Raw genomic sequence first — 12,786 nt, 5'->3', positions numbered from 1 at the left:
ACACGGTATCAACACATGGAATACGAAACGTCGATTACAGACGCGATAGTTCGCACCGCCGACCCCGACGACGCAGACGACATCATGTCGCTGTGGAACGGGTACGCCGACACCCTCATCGATTTCGACGAACGGTTCGAAATCGAGGACGGCGGGCGCGAGAAGTGGCAAGATTACTTCACGACGAGCCTGGTCAACTCCTCGCGCGGGGACATTCTCCTCGCGGAGCGCGACGACACGGCCATCGGCGCTCTGGAAGCGCGGGTCATCGGCGGTCACCCCGTGTTCAACTTCGGGAAACACGGGATGGTGTACGGGCACTACGTCCACCCCGAGTTCCGTGGCGAGGGCGTCGGCCGCGCGCTCCTGGAGGCCGCAGAAGAGTGGTTCCAGGACAAGGAGATGCCGTTCTGGCGCATCGAAGTCCTCCACGGCGTCGCCGAGGAGGAACTCTACCAGGAGTACGGCATGAAACCGATGGAAGTCACCTACGAGAAGGAACTGTGAGGTGTCGAGGATGACAGACGACACCGACGACGGGACGGAGACGTACACCTGCGAGTTCGTAGACGAGGGCGTCGAAATCGAGGTGCCCGAAGACGAGTACATCCTCGAGGCGGCGCTCGACGAGGGAATCGAACTGCAGTACTCCTGTCTGCAGGGAGTCTGTGCCTCCTGCAGTGCGAAAGTCGAAGGCGACATCGACCAGGGCGAAGAGCGCGTGCTCACCCAGTGGGAGAAACAGCAGGGATACGGACTGCTCTGTGTCGCCTACCCCCGCTCTGACCTCACGATTCACTCGAACGAGGAGCCCTGACGGCCGCGGTTCGGGCCCGTCCTGTTTTCCGGTGGACCAATATAAATCATTAAGACGCCGGCTATCGTTGTAGTGACTGCATGGACTACTCCGGCCCCACAGACCTGTATATCGGCGGCGAGTGGCAAGAAGCATCGAGCGGTGAAACCATCGACACCGAAGACCCCGCGACCGAAGAGACCTACGCGACGGTCCAGAAGGCAGACGAGACGGACGTAGACGCCGCGGTCGAGGCGGCGTCTGCAGCAGTCGCAAACGGGTCCGATTGGGCGTCGATGACTCCCGAAAAGCGCCGCGCGAAGATGCACGCGATGGCCGACGCCATCGAGGAGATGAAAGACGAGATTTCGATGGTCGAGTCCCACGACAACGGCAAGACGCCGTTCGAGGCGGGCATGGAAATCGACATGGTCATCGACACGTTCCGCTACTACGCCGGCTGGACCGAGAAAGTCGAGGGCGAGCAGATTCCGGTCGAGGACGGCCGCCTCAACTACACGAAGCGTGACCCGGTCGGTGTCACCGCACACATCTCCCCGTGGAACTACCCGTTCCAGCTCGCCGGTCGAAGCGTCGCACCGGCACTGGCGACCGGGAACAGCGTCGTGCTCAAACCATCCAGCATGACACCGCTCTCGGCGCTGTACTACGCCAAAGCGGCCGAGAAGGCCGGTCTCCCCGACGGCGTCGTCAACGTCATCCCGGGGTCGGGTTCGGGTGCCGGCAGTGCCCTGTCGAGCCACGATGACGTCGCCCACGTCACCTTCACCGGCAGTACCGGCGTCGGCAAGACGATTCAACGCGACGCCGCCGACGCAGTCGCAGACGTGACACTGGAACTGGGCGGGAAAGGGCCGGCCGTCGTCTTCCCGGACGCCGACCTGGACGCGGCCGCCCGCGGTGTCCAGTACGGCATCTTCATGAACGCAGGGCAGATGTGCTGGGCCAACTCCCGGCTGGTCGTCCACGAGGACGTCTACGACGAGATGGTCGAGAAGATAGCCGACATCGCCGAGAACATTCCGCTGGGCGGCGGCATCGACGACGACGGCCAGATGGGACCGGTCGTAAGCGAGGGCCAACAGGCCGAAATTCTCGAGTACATCGAGGCCGGCAAAGAGGAAGGTGCAACCGTCGCCGCCGGCGGTGGCGTCCCCGAGGACAAAGACGCCGGCCACTTCGTCGAGCCGACCGTCTTCGCCGACGTGGACAACGACATGACCATCGCCCAGGAGGAAATCTTCGGCCCGGTGCTGTCGGTCATCGAGGTCAGCGACGAGGAGGAAGCCCTCGAAGTGGCCAACGACTCGCCGTTTGGCCTGACATCCTGTGTCTGGACGAACGACCTCTCCCGGGCACACACGTTCGCAGACCAGCTCGAATACGGGATGGTCATGGTCAACGAGACGCCCAACACCTGGCCACAGACCCCCTTCGGCGGCACGAAACAGAGCGGTCACGGACGCGCGCAGGGCGAAGAGGCCATCCAAACGTACACCGAAGTCAAGAACGTCCACATCAACCTGGGCTAACCCGTCCCCGAGTCTGTCCCATCCCCGTTTTGCGACCGAAGGCGAACCCACACGATTAAGTGCCAATGAGTGTGTGTTTCTCACAGGCGTGTCCGTAGACGAGAACTGGGGTCCAGATGCTTCTTCTGTCGCCACGCACACTGGTGTGGCCGTCTTCGCTGTCGATACCGATCGGGTGGTCTCGTACGTAAACGAGCCGTTCCTGGCACGCTATGACCACAGTCAGGAGACAGTACTCGGTGCCGACTACACGGTCATCGAGCCGTGGGTCGCGGACGGCTTTGCCGAGCTGCGCGGGGCCATCGACGACGTCGCCCGAGGTGTCTCGAACCGCAGCCAGGCGTCGGTCGTCGTGACCGGCACGGACGGCCAGCAGCGACGGCAGACGGTCACAGTGACGCCGGTCGTCGACGACGGAGCGCTGGCCGGCGCACTCGCGGTCTTTCGGGCCGACGAGAGCGACTCGGGCACCGAAGACGTCTCGGAGATGTCCCAGCGCTACACGACGCTCGTCGAACAGAGCAGAGACGGCGTGACGATCACGCAGGACAGAACGAACGTCTTCGTCAACGAGCGGTTCGCGCAGTTGCTCGGGTACGAGCGACAGGCGCTGTGTGGCGAGTCGTTCCTGAAGCCGATTGCCCCGTCGGAGTACGACCTCGTGGAGCGGCGATACCGCAAGCGGATACGCGGCGACGAGCCGTCCGAACGGTACGAACTCGAACTGGAACAAAAGGACGGGACGCCACTGCTGGTCGAGTTGAACGTCACACAGATTCAGTACGACGGCGAGCCGGCGGTGATGGCGACCTACCGGGACATCACCGAGCGCAAGCGCCGCGAAGAGACGTTACGACAGTTCCGGCGCGCAATCGAGACGGCACCACACAGCATCTTTCTCACCGACAGCGAGGGGACAATCGAGTACGTAAACCCGGCATTCGAGGAGGTGACCGGCTACTCGGCAGACGCCGTACTCGGTCGCACGCCGGAGATTCTCAACTCCGGCGAGATGCGGACAGAGCTATACGAGGAACTGTGGGAGACCATCACCGACGGGGAGGTCTGGGAGGGGTACATCGTCAACCGGCGGGCCTCTGGTGACCTGTATCACGCCCACGAGACGATTGCACCCATCACCGACGACGAGGGCGAAATCACCGGGTTCGTCGCCATCCAGACCGACATCAGCGAGCGCATCGAGCGCGAGCGACTGGTCGATACCCTGGACCGGGTCCTCCGGCACAACCTCCGGAACCGGCTCAACGTCGTCGAGGCCCACGGGACGCTCATTCGAACGAGTGACACCGCAGACCAGAGCGAACACGTCGACAAGATTCTCAAGAGTGTCGACCGGCTACTGGAGACCTCACAGAAAGGGCGCGAACTCATCACGTTCCTCTCCCAGCCGGCACGAGACCAGCCACTCGACGCGGCCGCTATCGCACGCGACGCGGTCGCGGCCGCCCGCGAGCACAAGGACGAGTGTACGATTTCGACGGACCTGCCGGCGGCGGCCCACGTCTCGGCCGTGCCCGAACTCGGCGACGCCATCGAGGAACTCGTGCGAAACGCCATCGAGCACAACGACCGCGAGCACCCGACAGTGTCCGTCCAGGTCGTCAACGAAGAGGAAACCGTCGAGATTCATGTCGCAGACGACGGCCCCGGCATCTCGAAGATGGAACGGCAGATACTCGACGAGACGGCGGATGTCGACCAGCTCTATCACGGCAGCGGCTTCGGGCTCTGGCTCGTCTACTGGATTGTCCGCCAGTCACACGGCTCGCTCGACATCGCGGACCGTCCCGACCGCGGGACCGTCGTGACGCTGTCGTTCGACCGGGTTCGGCGCGGCGACGAGACAGCGTGACCGCCCACACCCGGTGAAGAACCATAAAGAATAAGTACATCTTCGAAGCAGTTCCGGTAATGATTCTTCTCGCCTGGTCTGGCTCGGAACGAATGGACGACAGGAGAGCCATCCGGTCGGCGAATGGCGGCGACACCGCCGGAGGCTGGTTGTAATGGAGCGGCCCGCACGGCGACAGGAAGCCACCATGCGGTCCCGGTTCGGGGCCGAGACCCAGCGGGACGGGATACACCTCCTGGTGGTCACGACCGACAGCGACTGGGTCAGGACCGTCACCGACGCGTTCGACCAGGCCGAAAACGTGGACGTCACGCAAAGCGAGCGTGGCAGCGCGGCACTCGAGTTGCTCGCGGACCGCGACATCACATGCGTCATCAGCGATGCCGATCTCCCCGAGATGGGTGGCATCGGCTTTCTCGCGACGGTTCGGGCGGAGTTCCCGTCGCTGCCGTTCGTCCTCTGTACGGACGACGAACTGGACGGAACGGCCCAGCGTGCGCTCCGGATTGGTGCCGACGACGTCGTCCAGAAGTCCAGCGTCGAGGCGTGCCAGAACGTCCTCACCAGACGCATCGAGAACTGCGTCGCGCTGTCCCGGGAGGAGAAATCACTCCAGACGCTTCGCCAGGCGGTCGAAAACGCCGGCCACGCCGTCTTCATCACCGACAGAGACGGGACGATAACGTACGCGAACCCGTCGATGGCCGAGACGGCAGGGTACACCGTCGACGAACTGCTCGGTGAGACCCCGGCACTCCTGAAGTCGGGCGAACACGACGAGGCGTTCTACCAGGACCTCTGGGGGACGATTCTGGGCGGCGAGGTCTGGCAGAGCGAGGTGATAAACGAGCGCAAGGACGGCGAGCAGTACGTCATCGACCAGACGATTTCCCCGATGACCGATGCGACGGGGACGATTACTGGCTTCGTCGCAATCAACCGCGAGGTCAGCGAGCGAAAGGAACGCGAGCGGAACCTGGCCTTTTTCGAGCAAGCCGTCGGCCAGATTGGGACGGGGATGGCCGCCTACGACGCCGACGGGACGGTCCAGTACGCAAACCGGGCCTACGCCGAGATGCTCGGGGCGACCGTCGAAGCTCTCGAAGGCATCCACGTCGCTGCGCTCAACCCCGAGTTCGACAGCGAGGGGTTCGACGAGTACTGGGACTCCTTTTCGGAAGGCGAGACCCGAGAGACGGAGACAGTCCACCAGCGACTCGACGACAACACGCAGTTCCCCGTCGACACCGTGACGACCCACATCGACATCGGTGACGAAGAATACCACATCGGTACGATTCGGGACATCACGGAGCGAAAGGAGCGCGAACAGGACCTGCGACTGTTCCGACAGGCCGTCGAACACGCCGGCCACGCTGTCTTCATCACGGACCCGGAGGGGACAATCGAGTACGTCAATCCGGCCTTCGAGGCGATAACGGGGTACAGCGCGTCGGAAGCCTGCGGCCGGACACCGGCCATCCTGAAGTCGGGCGAACACGACGAGGCGTTCTACGAGGACCTCTGGGAGACGATTCTCGGCGGCGAGGTCTGGGAAGGGGAGATAATCAACGAGCGAATCGACGGCAGTCGGTTCCACATCGAGCAGACGATTGCCCCCCTGACCGACGACGACGGGGAGATTACGCATTTCGTCGGCATCAACAACGACATCTCGGAGATGAAAGAGTACGAGCGGGAGCTGGAACGTCAAAACGACCGCCTCGAACAGTTCGGGCGGACCGTCGCCCACGACCTCCGGAATCCGCTGAACGTGCTCCGGATGCGACTCGACGACGCTCGACAGACGGACGACCCCTGCGAAGCCCACGACGAGATTGCCTGTTCGGTCGACCGGATGGAGGAGCTCATCGACGAACTGCTCATGCTGGCAAAGCAGGGACAGACCGTCCTCAATCCGACGCCGGTTCCACTGGAAGATGTCGCCCGAACGGCCTGGTCACACGTCGATACGGCGGCGATGACACTCGAGGTGGCCGACGAGCCGACGGTCCTCGTCGACGAGTCCCGGGCGACGGAACTGTTCGGGAACCTCTTCCGGAACGCCCGGGAGCACGCAGGCCCCGACGCACGGCTCTGTGTCGGAAGTCTCGACGACGGCTTTTACGTCGCAGACGACGGCCCGGGGATTCCACCACAGGACCGCGACCGCGTCCTCGAATCCGGCTTTACCACGTCCAAAGAGGGGACCGGCTTCGGACTCTCTATCGTGAGCCAGATTGCAGACGCACACGACTGGGACGTGTCGGTCACGGACAGCGAGACCGGCGGTGCCCGGTTCGAGTTTCGGTCCGTCGAGTTCGAGTAGCGGCGCTGTCCGCAAACTCGGAGTAATCGGGGCTGGACAGCATTGCCAGTGGACGGGACAGAATCGACGACGAAGTGTCAACGGGTGGCCCGGGTATGACCACCCGACGACGACGAACTCGAACGGCAATCGGAAACGATAGGGATTGGGGGAGAGGGTCGCGCTGGCACTGCTAAGACGGGTCTCGAACGCAGCGTTGCGACCCACGTGTGTGTTGCTAACACACAGGTAAATGCCTTTTGCTTCCAGGATTCAGACGGTGGAAAATGCAGACGTGACTACGAACACAATCGGAAATACGGAGCGGCGACAGTCACTGCCGACAGTCGCATGCGGTCGGCGGCCAGTCGGTCACTCGAACTTCTTGAACTGCTGGAGACACTCGTTGCAGTAGTGGATAGACTGGCACCGCGACGGGCCACGCGGGTGTTTCCGCTCGGTGTCGGTCGACCCACAGTAGGGACACTTCGCGCCCGTCATCTCGCCGCTCGTCGTGACACTTGGGTCTTGTTCGGTCATCCGTCGAAGCTCATTCCGAAGTCACGCAGTGCTTCTTTGCCCTGTTCGGTGACGAGGTCGATAGACCAGTTTGGCGACCAGACCAGTTCGACCGCCGCCTCGTCGATGCCGTCGACGCTCTCTGCGGCCGCCTCGACGTCGTCGAGGATGAGCTGGCGGGCCGGACAGCCACTGTATGTCAGCGTCATGTTGATTGTGGCTTCCCCGTCGTCGATGTCGAGCTCGTAGATGAGACCGAGGTCGACGATGCTGACGGGCATCTCCGGGTCCTCGACCGCGTAGAGGGCGGCCCAGACCTCGCGTTCGAGGCCCTCTGCGCCCTCTCCGGTCGCGGGAACGTCACCCTCGACGTGCTCTTTCGTGTCGTAGTCCGTGTACGAGCACGGACTCGCGTCGGGTTCGGCCCGCGGCCGGTCGTAGTCGCTACTCATCTTCCGGGTCCATGATGCGCGTCGCCTCGTGTCGACCGAGGTTGCGGTACGCCTCGGTCATCTGTTCGTACAGTTCGTCCCAGTGGTCGGTGTGTTCGTTGTTCCGGCCGACAGGAGTCGCCGGCTCGACGTCAGTCGGAACCTCGAATCCGAGGTCGGTGAGGAACTCGGTGATTCGGTCGGTCCACTCGTCTCGCATCTCCTCGAGTGTCATCGTCCGGACACCCAGGTCCACGATGTCGTCTTCGACATCGCCGACGGGTTCGAACAGGGTCAGCGCGTACGGGTACAGGCGGTCCAGTGCAGCCTGGACGCGCTCGCTCGCGTCTGCGTCCTGGGCCATTCGTTCGAGCCAGCTCTCTGCGTGCTCGACGTGGTAGCCTTCCTCGCCCTGAATCCGGCTGGTCCGGTCGCGAATCATCTTGTAACTGGAGCCTTCGAGTGCCGACAGACGGACGTCCTCGGCAACGTCGTAGAGGTACGCACGGATCACTGCGTCGCCCCAGTCACCCTCTTCGAAGGGGAGTTCGACCAGCGTACTGTGCTGGAAGTTCGACGGCTCGCTCTCCCACAGCAGGGACTCCTCGGTGTACCCGAACTTCTGGATGGCGTCGTACCACAGTCGCGCGTGGCCGAGTTCGTCCTGGGCGTTGTTCGCGAAGGCGAGGTCCGACTCCAGGGTCGGCGCGCGCACCTGCCAGAAGGTGTAGCGCTCGGCCTGGACGTACTCGTCGTCGGCCAGCCGGAACAGCTGGGCTTCGACGGCCTGTCGTTCGCGCTCTGTCAGTTCGTCCGGTCCACCAAGATCGTTTTCTGTCGTCGCCATCAGAGGTCACCTCGTCGACGCTCAGCGTCGACCTGTTCGGATTCCGACGCCTCGACTTCCGCTGCCGCCGGCGTCACGTTGTACGTCTGTGCAAATCGGTAGGACTTGTCCGTCGTCCCGCCGAACTTTACCTGGTCTGCGTTCACTTCGCCGACGTACTGGGTTCGGACTACCCAGAACTCGTGGGGTTCGTCGTCCTCGACAAACTGCTCCAGTGCGGTGTGTTTCGCAGAGTCGGAGTCGGTCGCCGACACGTCACCGCAGTGGGTGTGGTATCCGCCAGGCTCGTCCTGTCGGAACACTTCCCAGCTGGCTTCGGCGCCGTCGGTGTCGGTGTCGGTGGTGTCTTCGCCGTAGTAGACGCCGGTTACCTTCTCCTGTGGGGCGACCCACAGCGAGACGGTCGGCTTCCGGCGGCCGTGCTGGATGACAGAGAACTGCTTTGCCATCTCCCGGTCGGGCGCGTGGACGTTCCCACAGTGGACGTGGGGGCTGTCCTCCGCTTCCTGTCTAAATACTTCCCAGATCATGATTAGTCAGCCGCCTGTGGTGTCGGGGAGTCGTCCGTGGTTGCCTGGCTGTCCATCATGTCACGGACCCACTCGACGGCCTCCTGGGCCTGTTTGCGTCCGTTGATCTGCTGGATACTGCCCTCGTACTCGTTTTTCGAGACGGTAAAGAACTCGTCCCAGTCGAGGTCCTCTTCGACGACCTCGTAGGTGCCGTCGCCGTTGTCCCGAATGCGTGGCTCGTCGGGAATCTCCAGGCCGTAGTCTTTGGCCTTCTGCATGTACGTGTTGAGGAAGGCGTTCCGGAGCTCGTCGTTGGACTTGGTCTTGAGCCCGACTTCGGCGGCGAAGTCGTGGTGGGTGCTCTGGTCGTCGGTCGGACCGAAGAACTGCAGGATGCGCGGCCACCACTTCTCGAAGGCTTCCTGAGTCATCTGCTGTTCTTTCTTCGAGCCGTTCATCAGCTCGCGGAGGATGGATTCACCGTGCTTGACGTGCATCCCTTCCTCGAAACAGATTTTGTCCATCGCGTGGGCGTACGGCTCCCAGCTGGACTTTTTGAGGGTTGCCTGGCGGCGCATCGCGGCGCCGTCGACGAAGAAGGCAATCATCGGCGTCTCGACGAAGTCCTCCATCGGGTAGTGGAAGCAGTTGAGGAACTTACCCTTCCCCGCTGCGAGGTCGTCGAGCATCTCCTCTCGCGTCTTGATGCCGAGCGACTCAGCGGCCCGGTAGAGCATCTGCCCGTGGCCGATTTCGTCCTGGGTCTTGGCGCTGAAGGCCATCTTCCGCTCCAGGCTCGGTGCTTTTCGGATGAACGGGCGCTCGAGGAACGCACCCATAATCTCGCTGTTGGCGTGGAACTCGAGCATCCGTGTCGCCGCCTTCCGATACTCCTCTGGCATATCGTCGTTCGGATTGAACTGCCGCGGACCCGCTTTCTCCTTGACCTCTTCGATGTTCATGGTTCATCACAACATTAGGAGTGACACCCCTTACTAATTGTGCAGTCCATAGGCGGGTTTTATATGCGGACGGCCGTAATATCGCGGGTAATGATAAACGAGTGTCTCATGACGGAGTTTCGCATCGAGGGCGACGACTGCCCGCTGGCAGATGCGACCCGGGCGACCAACGCAGTCGTCGACGGGGCACCACCGCTGTTGCGCGACGACGGGAACGTCCTCCTGCGATTCAGTGCCGCGCCCAACGACGACCTCTCGCAGTTTCTCGACACCGACGACCGCATCCGCTATCTCTACCAGTCTGCCAACGACGGCAAGTACAACTACCGCTGTCTGTCCTTACACCAGTGTGTCGTCCACGAACTCATCAGCGCCGGCTTCATGGTCGAATCGCTGACCTACCAGGACGGCAGCGCCATCCTGACGGGCGCAGTGGTCGGTCACGAAGTGCTCAGGTCGGTCATGGAGACTGCCGGCGAGACTGTCGGGGTCAAACTGGAGCGGGTCTATGCGCTCCGGACCGAGGAAGACGACTCCATCGCACAGCAGTGGGACCTCACGCCCGCACAGGAAGAGAGCCTCCGTCAGGCGGTGAATATGGGGTATTTTACCGTCCCCCGCAAGACGACGGCCGACGAGGTCGCCTCCGCGATGGGTATCAGCAAATCCGCCTTCATCGAGCGGCTCCACCGGGCCCAGCACGCGCTGTTTACACAGCTGTTCCAGAGCGGCGCCGACGACGATGAGACATAAGTGCCCGCACGCGCGAGTACGCACATGCGCATCGACGACGGTGCTGTCCGAGAGATAACGTTCGACCGGCCAGACGTTCGAAACGCGATGACCGGCGCCGTGGCCGGGGAACTGGCCGACGCCCTCGCTGACCTCGACCCCGCCGACCACGACGCTGTCGTCATCACCGGCGACGGCGAGTCGTTCAGCGCGGGCGGCGACATCGAAGCGATGGCCGAACGCGACGAGACGACACCGGAGGCGTACGAACGCGTCCGGACGACGCTCGGCCGCGTCGCCGAGAACGCACTCACGGCCCCGGTCCCGATTGTCGCGAAAGTCAACGGGGACGCCGTCGGCGCCGGGATGTCGCTGGCCGCGGTGTCGGACTTTGCCTACGCTGCCGACTCCGCCCGCTTTGGCGCCTCCTTCATCAACGTCGGTCTCGTCCCGGACATGGGCGCGACGGCTATCCTGCCGCGGCTCATCGGCCTGCGAAAGACGAAGGAACTGGCTTTCACTGGGCAACTCATCGACGCCGACGAAGCCGCCGAACTGGACCTCGTCAACGAGGCCGTTCCCGACGACCAACTGGACGAACGGGTCACAGACCTCGTCGAGACGCTCAAGAATCGTCCGACGGCAAACATCGGGCTCGCGAAAGAAGCGATTCACGACAACCTCGGCCACGCCCTGGCTACTGGCCTCAAGCAGGAAGCCCGTCTCCAGTCGATGGCCTACGACACCGACGCACACGCCGAGGGCGTCGACGCCTTCCTGAACGGTCGCAAGCCGGACTTCGACTGAGGCCCGCGGTCGCCTACAGGTCGAAAAACTCCTCGGCGTTCTCGTAGAGAATCTTTCGCTGTATCTCCTCGCCGAAGTCCGTGTCCTGGGCGAAGGATTCGAGCCAGGTCTCGGGGTCTATCATCGGGTAGTCGGTGCCGAACATCACCTTGTCTTTGAGCAGCGAGCCCGCGTACTGAAGCACCTGCTCGTCGATGTATTTGGGAATCCACCCCGAGAGGTCCATGTAGACGTTGCCCTTCTGCTGGCAGATGGCGAGTTGTTCTTTCTCCCACGGGTACGCGGGGTGTGCGATGAGAATCTGGAGGTCGGGGTGCTCGGCAGCGACGTCGTCGATGAGCATCGGGTCACCGTATTTGACTTTCAGGCCCCGGCCGCCGGCGCTACAGGCGCCAAGCGTGGAGTTGCCCCCGTGGAAGACGACGGGGACGCCGAGGTCCTCGATAGTGCTCCAGAGGTGGTCGTGCCGGTCGTCGGAGGGGTCAAAGCCCTGCGCGATCTGCTGGAACTTGAACCCCGAGAGGCCGAGGTCCTCGACACACCGAATCGCCTCCTGTACACAGTCGTCTTTCAGCGGGTCGACGCTACCAAAGCCGACGAAGAAGTCGGGGTACTCGTCGCGGACCTCCGCGACGTAGTCGTTCGGGACAGGGGGGTTGCCGGTGTTCGTCTCGGCGTCCCAGCCCAGCAGGACGGCACGGCCGATGCCCGCGTCGTGGTACTCCTCGATCATCTCGTCGTAGTCCCAGGTGTCGAGGGTCGTCCCGAAGCGGTCGGCGGCGTCTTGCATCATCTCGCCGCCGGCGTCGTGGAGGAACTCGCTTGTCGGCTGGTGGGCGTGCGTGTCGAACAGCCGATTCTCGTCGGCTCCCGGTAGTTCGGCGTCCATGTCCGTAGCGTGTGCGCAGTCGCACAAAAGTGTATTCACCGCAGACAGCAGCGGACAGCCACTCAACTCAGATTTCGTCTCTCTGACCCCATAAATGCCAGAAAAAATGTATAAACTATATCTTTTCATATAGTCAGAAGAATATTTCCAAGAGAGGCGGGACTTTTCGGCCAGGTATTCAAGCCGAGATCAGTTTTAAGCCACATTTAGAGCCATGTATACACAATCCTGCATCGAGAGGACGTCCGAAGAAGAGAGCAACTCGACGCGGCGGGCGTGGCTTACCTCGGTCGCCACAGTGACCCGGTCGATTACGCCCAATTCAGGCTTTAGACTGCTTACAGACCGACGATTGGTATGCATCATTCGACAGACCAGGCGATTACAGCAGCCAGGCAGTGTGAAGAGTGTTAAATATAAGAACTCTATTGTTTTTAACTAAATTTAGTATATATTATATTTTGAGAGAGCATAGCCTGTCGTATAATCGACAGCCGGTCCGGTGGTGAAATGAATTTCCTTCGAAGGAACCAGCTCTCTCGAAGTCGTTCCCAGAC

13 protein-coding genes are annotated in these 12,786 nt (G+C 62.4%); 7 read left to right on the top strand and 6 right to left on the bottom strand.

Annotation, left to right across the window (positions count from 1 at the left end; translation table 11 throughout):
* Positions 1-15 precede the first annotated feature (15 nt).
* The 5 genes from QYL91_RS06570 to QYL91_RS06550 all read left to right on the top strand — a co-directional run bounded on the left by QYL91_RS06570 (position 16) and on the right by QYL91_RS06550 (position 6,551).
* Positions 16-507 carry a GNAT family N-acetyltransferase gene (locus tag QYL91_RS06570; protein ID WP_302082579.1) on the top strand — a complete coding sequence of 164 codons (492 nt, stop codon included), beginning with the start codon at positions 16-18 and terminating at the stop codon, positions 505-507.
* Positions 508-517: 10 nt separating this feature from the next.
* A complete protein-coding gene (locus QYL91_RS06565) occupies positions 518-817 on the top strand; it encodes a 2Fe-2S iron-sulfur cluster-binding protein (RefSeq protein WP_302082578.1) in 300 nt (99 codons plus the stop codon).
* 80 nt (positions 818-897) lie between these two features.
* On the top strand, positions 898-2,349 hold the full coding sequence (locus tag QYL91_RS06560; RefSeq protein ID WP_302082577.1) for an aldehyde dehydrogenase family protein: 1,452 nt from the start codon (positions 898-900) through the stop codon (positions 2,347-2,349).
* Between the two features lie 88 nt (positions 2,350-2,437).
* Positions 2,438-4,222 (top strand): PAS domain S-box protein, encoded by a 1,785-nt coding sequence (locus QYL91_RS06555; protein ID WP_302082576.1) that lies wholly within the window; start codon positions 2,438-2,440, stop codon positions 4,220-4,222.
* Positions 4,223-4,376: 154 nt separating this feature from the next.
* Positions 4,377-6,551 carry a hybrid sensor histidine kinase/response regulator gene (locus QYL91_RS06550; RefSeq protein ID WP_302082575.1) on the top strand — a complete coding sequence of 725 codons (2,175 nt, stop codon included), beginning with the start codon at positions 4,377-4,379 and terminating at the stop codon, positions 6,549-6,551.
* Positions 6,552-6,902: 351 nt separating this feature from the next.
* On the opposite strand, the gene paaE is transcribed toward QYL91_RS06550, so the two are convergent.
* Genes paaE through paaA form a run of 5 tightly spaced genes read right to left on the bottom strand, consistent with a single transcriptional unit; the run spans position 6,903 to position 9,801 of the window.
* Positions 6,903-7,070, bottom strand: coding sequence for a 1,2-phenylacetyl-CoA epoxidase subunit PaaE (gene paaE / locus QYL91_RS06545; RefSeq protein WP_302082574.1), 168 nt, complete (start codon positions 7,068-7,070; stop codon positions 6,903-6,905).
* Positions 7,067-7,501: a 1,2-phenylacetyl-CoA epoxidase subunit PaaD gene (paaD, locus tag QYL91_RS06540; RefSeq protein WP_302082573.1), complete on the bottom strand. Its 435-nt coding sequence runs from the start codon at positions 7,499-7,501 to the stop codon at positions 7,067-7,069. Before paaD ends, paaE begins: the two co-directional genes overlap by 4 nt.
* The gene (gene paaC / locus QYL91_RS06535) at positions 7,494-8,327 is read right to left on the bottom strand and encodes a 1,2-phenylacetyl-CoA epoxidase subunit PaaC (RefSeq protein WP_302082572.1); all 834 of its coding nucleotides are present in this window, start codon (positions 8,325-8,327) and stop codon (positions 7,494-7,496) included. Before paaC ends, paaD begins: the two co-directional genes overlap by 8 nt.
* Positions 8,327-8,857: a PacF protein gene (locus QYL91_RS18260; RefSeq protein ID WP_302082571.1), complete on the bottom strand. Its 531-nt coding sequence runs from the start codon at positions 8,855-8,857 to the stop codon at positions 8,327-8,329. The genes paaC and QYL91_RS18260 overlap by 1 nt, the downstream gene beginning before the upstream one ends.
* 2 nt (positions 8,858-8,859) lie before the next feature.
* The gene (paaA, locus tag QYL91_RS06525; protein WP_302082570.1) at positions 8,860-9,801 is read right to left on the bottom strand and encodes a 1,2-phenylacetyl-CoA epoxidase subunit PaaA; all 942 of its coding nucleotides are present in this window, start codon (positions 9,799-9,801) and stop codon (positions 8,860-8,862) included.
* A 108-nt stretch (positions 9,802-9,909) separates the two neighbouring features.
* Here paaA and QYL91_RS06520 point away from each other — a divergent pair, with 108 nt between their 5' ends.
* A complete protein-coding gene (locus QYL91_RS06520) occupies positions 9,910-10,554 on the top strand; it encodes a helix-turn-helix domain-containing protein (RefSeq protein ID WP_302082840.1) in 645 nt (214 codons plus the stop codon).
* A gap of 24 nt (positions 10,555-10,578) precedes the next feature.
* Positions 10,579-11,340, top strand: coding sequence for an enoyl-CoA hydratase/isomerase family protein (locus QYL91_RS06515; protein WP_302082569.1), 762 nt, complete (start codon positions 10,579-10,581; stop codon positions 11,338-11,340).
* Positions 11,341-11,353: 13 nt separating this feature from the next.
* Here QYL91_RS06515 and QYL91_RS06510 read toward each other — a convergent pair whose 3' ends face one another.
* Positions 11,354-12,229: an amidohydrolase family protein gene (locus tag QYL91_RS06510; protein ID WP_302082568.1), complete on the bottom strand. Its 876-nt coding sequence runs from the start codon at positions 12,227-12,229 to the stop codon at positions 11,354-11,356.
* Positions 12,230-12,786: the final 557 nt, after the last annotated feature.

It is taken from the genome of Salinibaculum rarum (assembly GCF_030505615.1).
Taxonomy (GTDB): domain Archaea; phylum Halobacteriota; class Halobacteria; order Halobacteriales; family Haloarculaceae; genus Salinibaculum; species Salinibaculum rarum.
The sequence above is the reverse complement of the archived record's forward strand: the minus strand, read 5'-3'. Positions and strand labels throughout refer to the sequence as shown.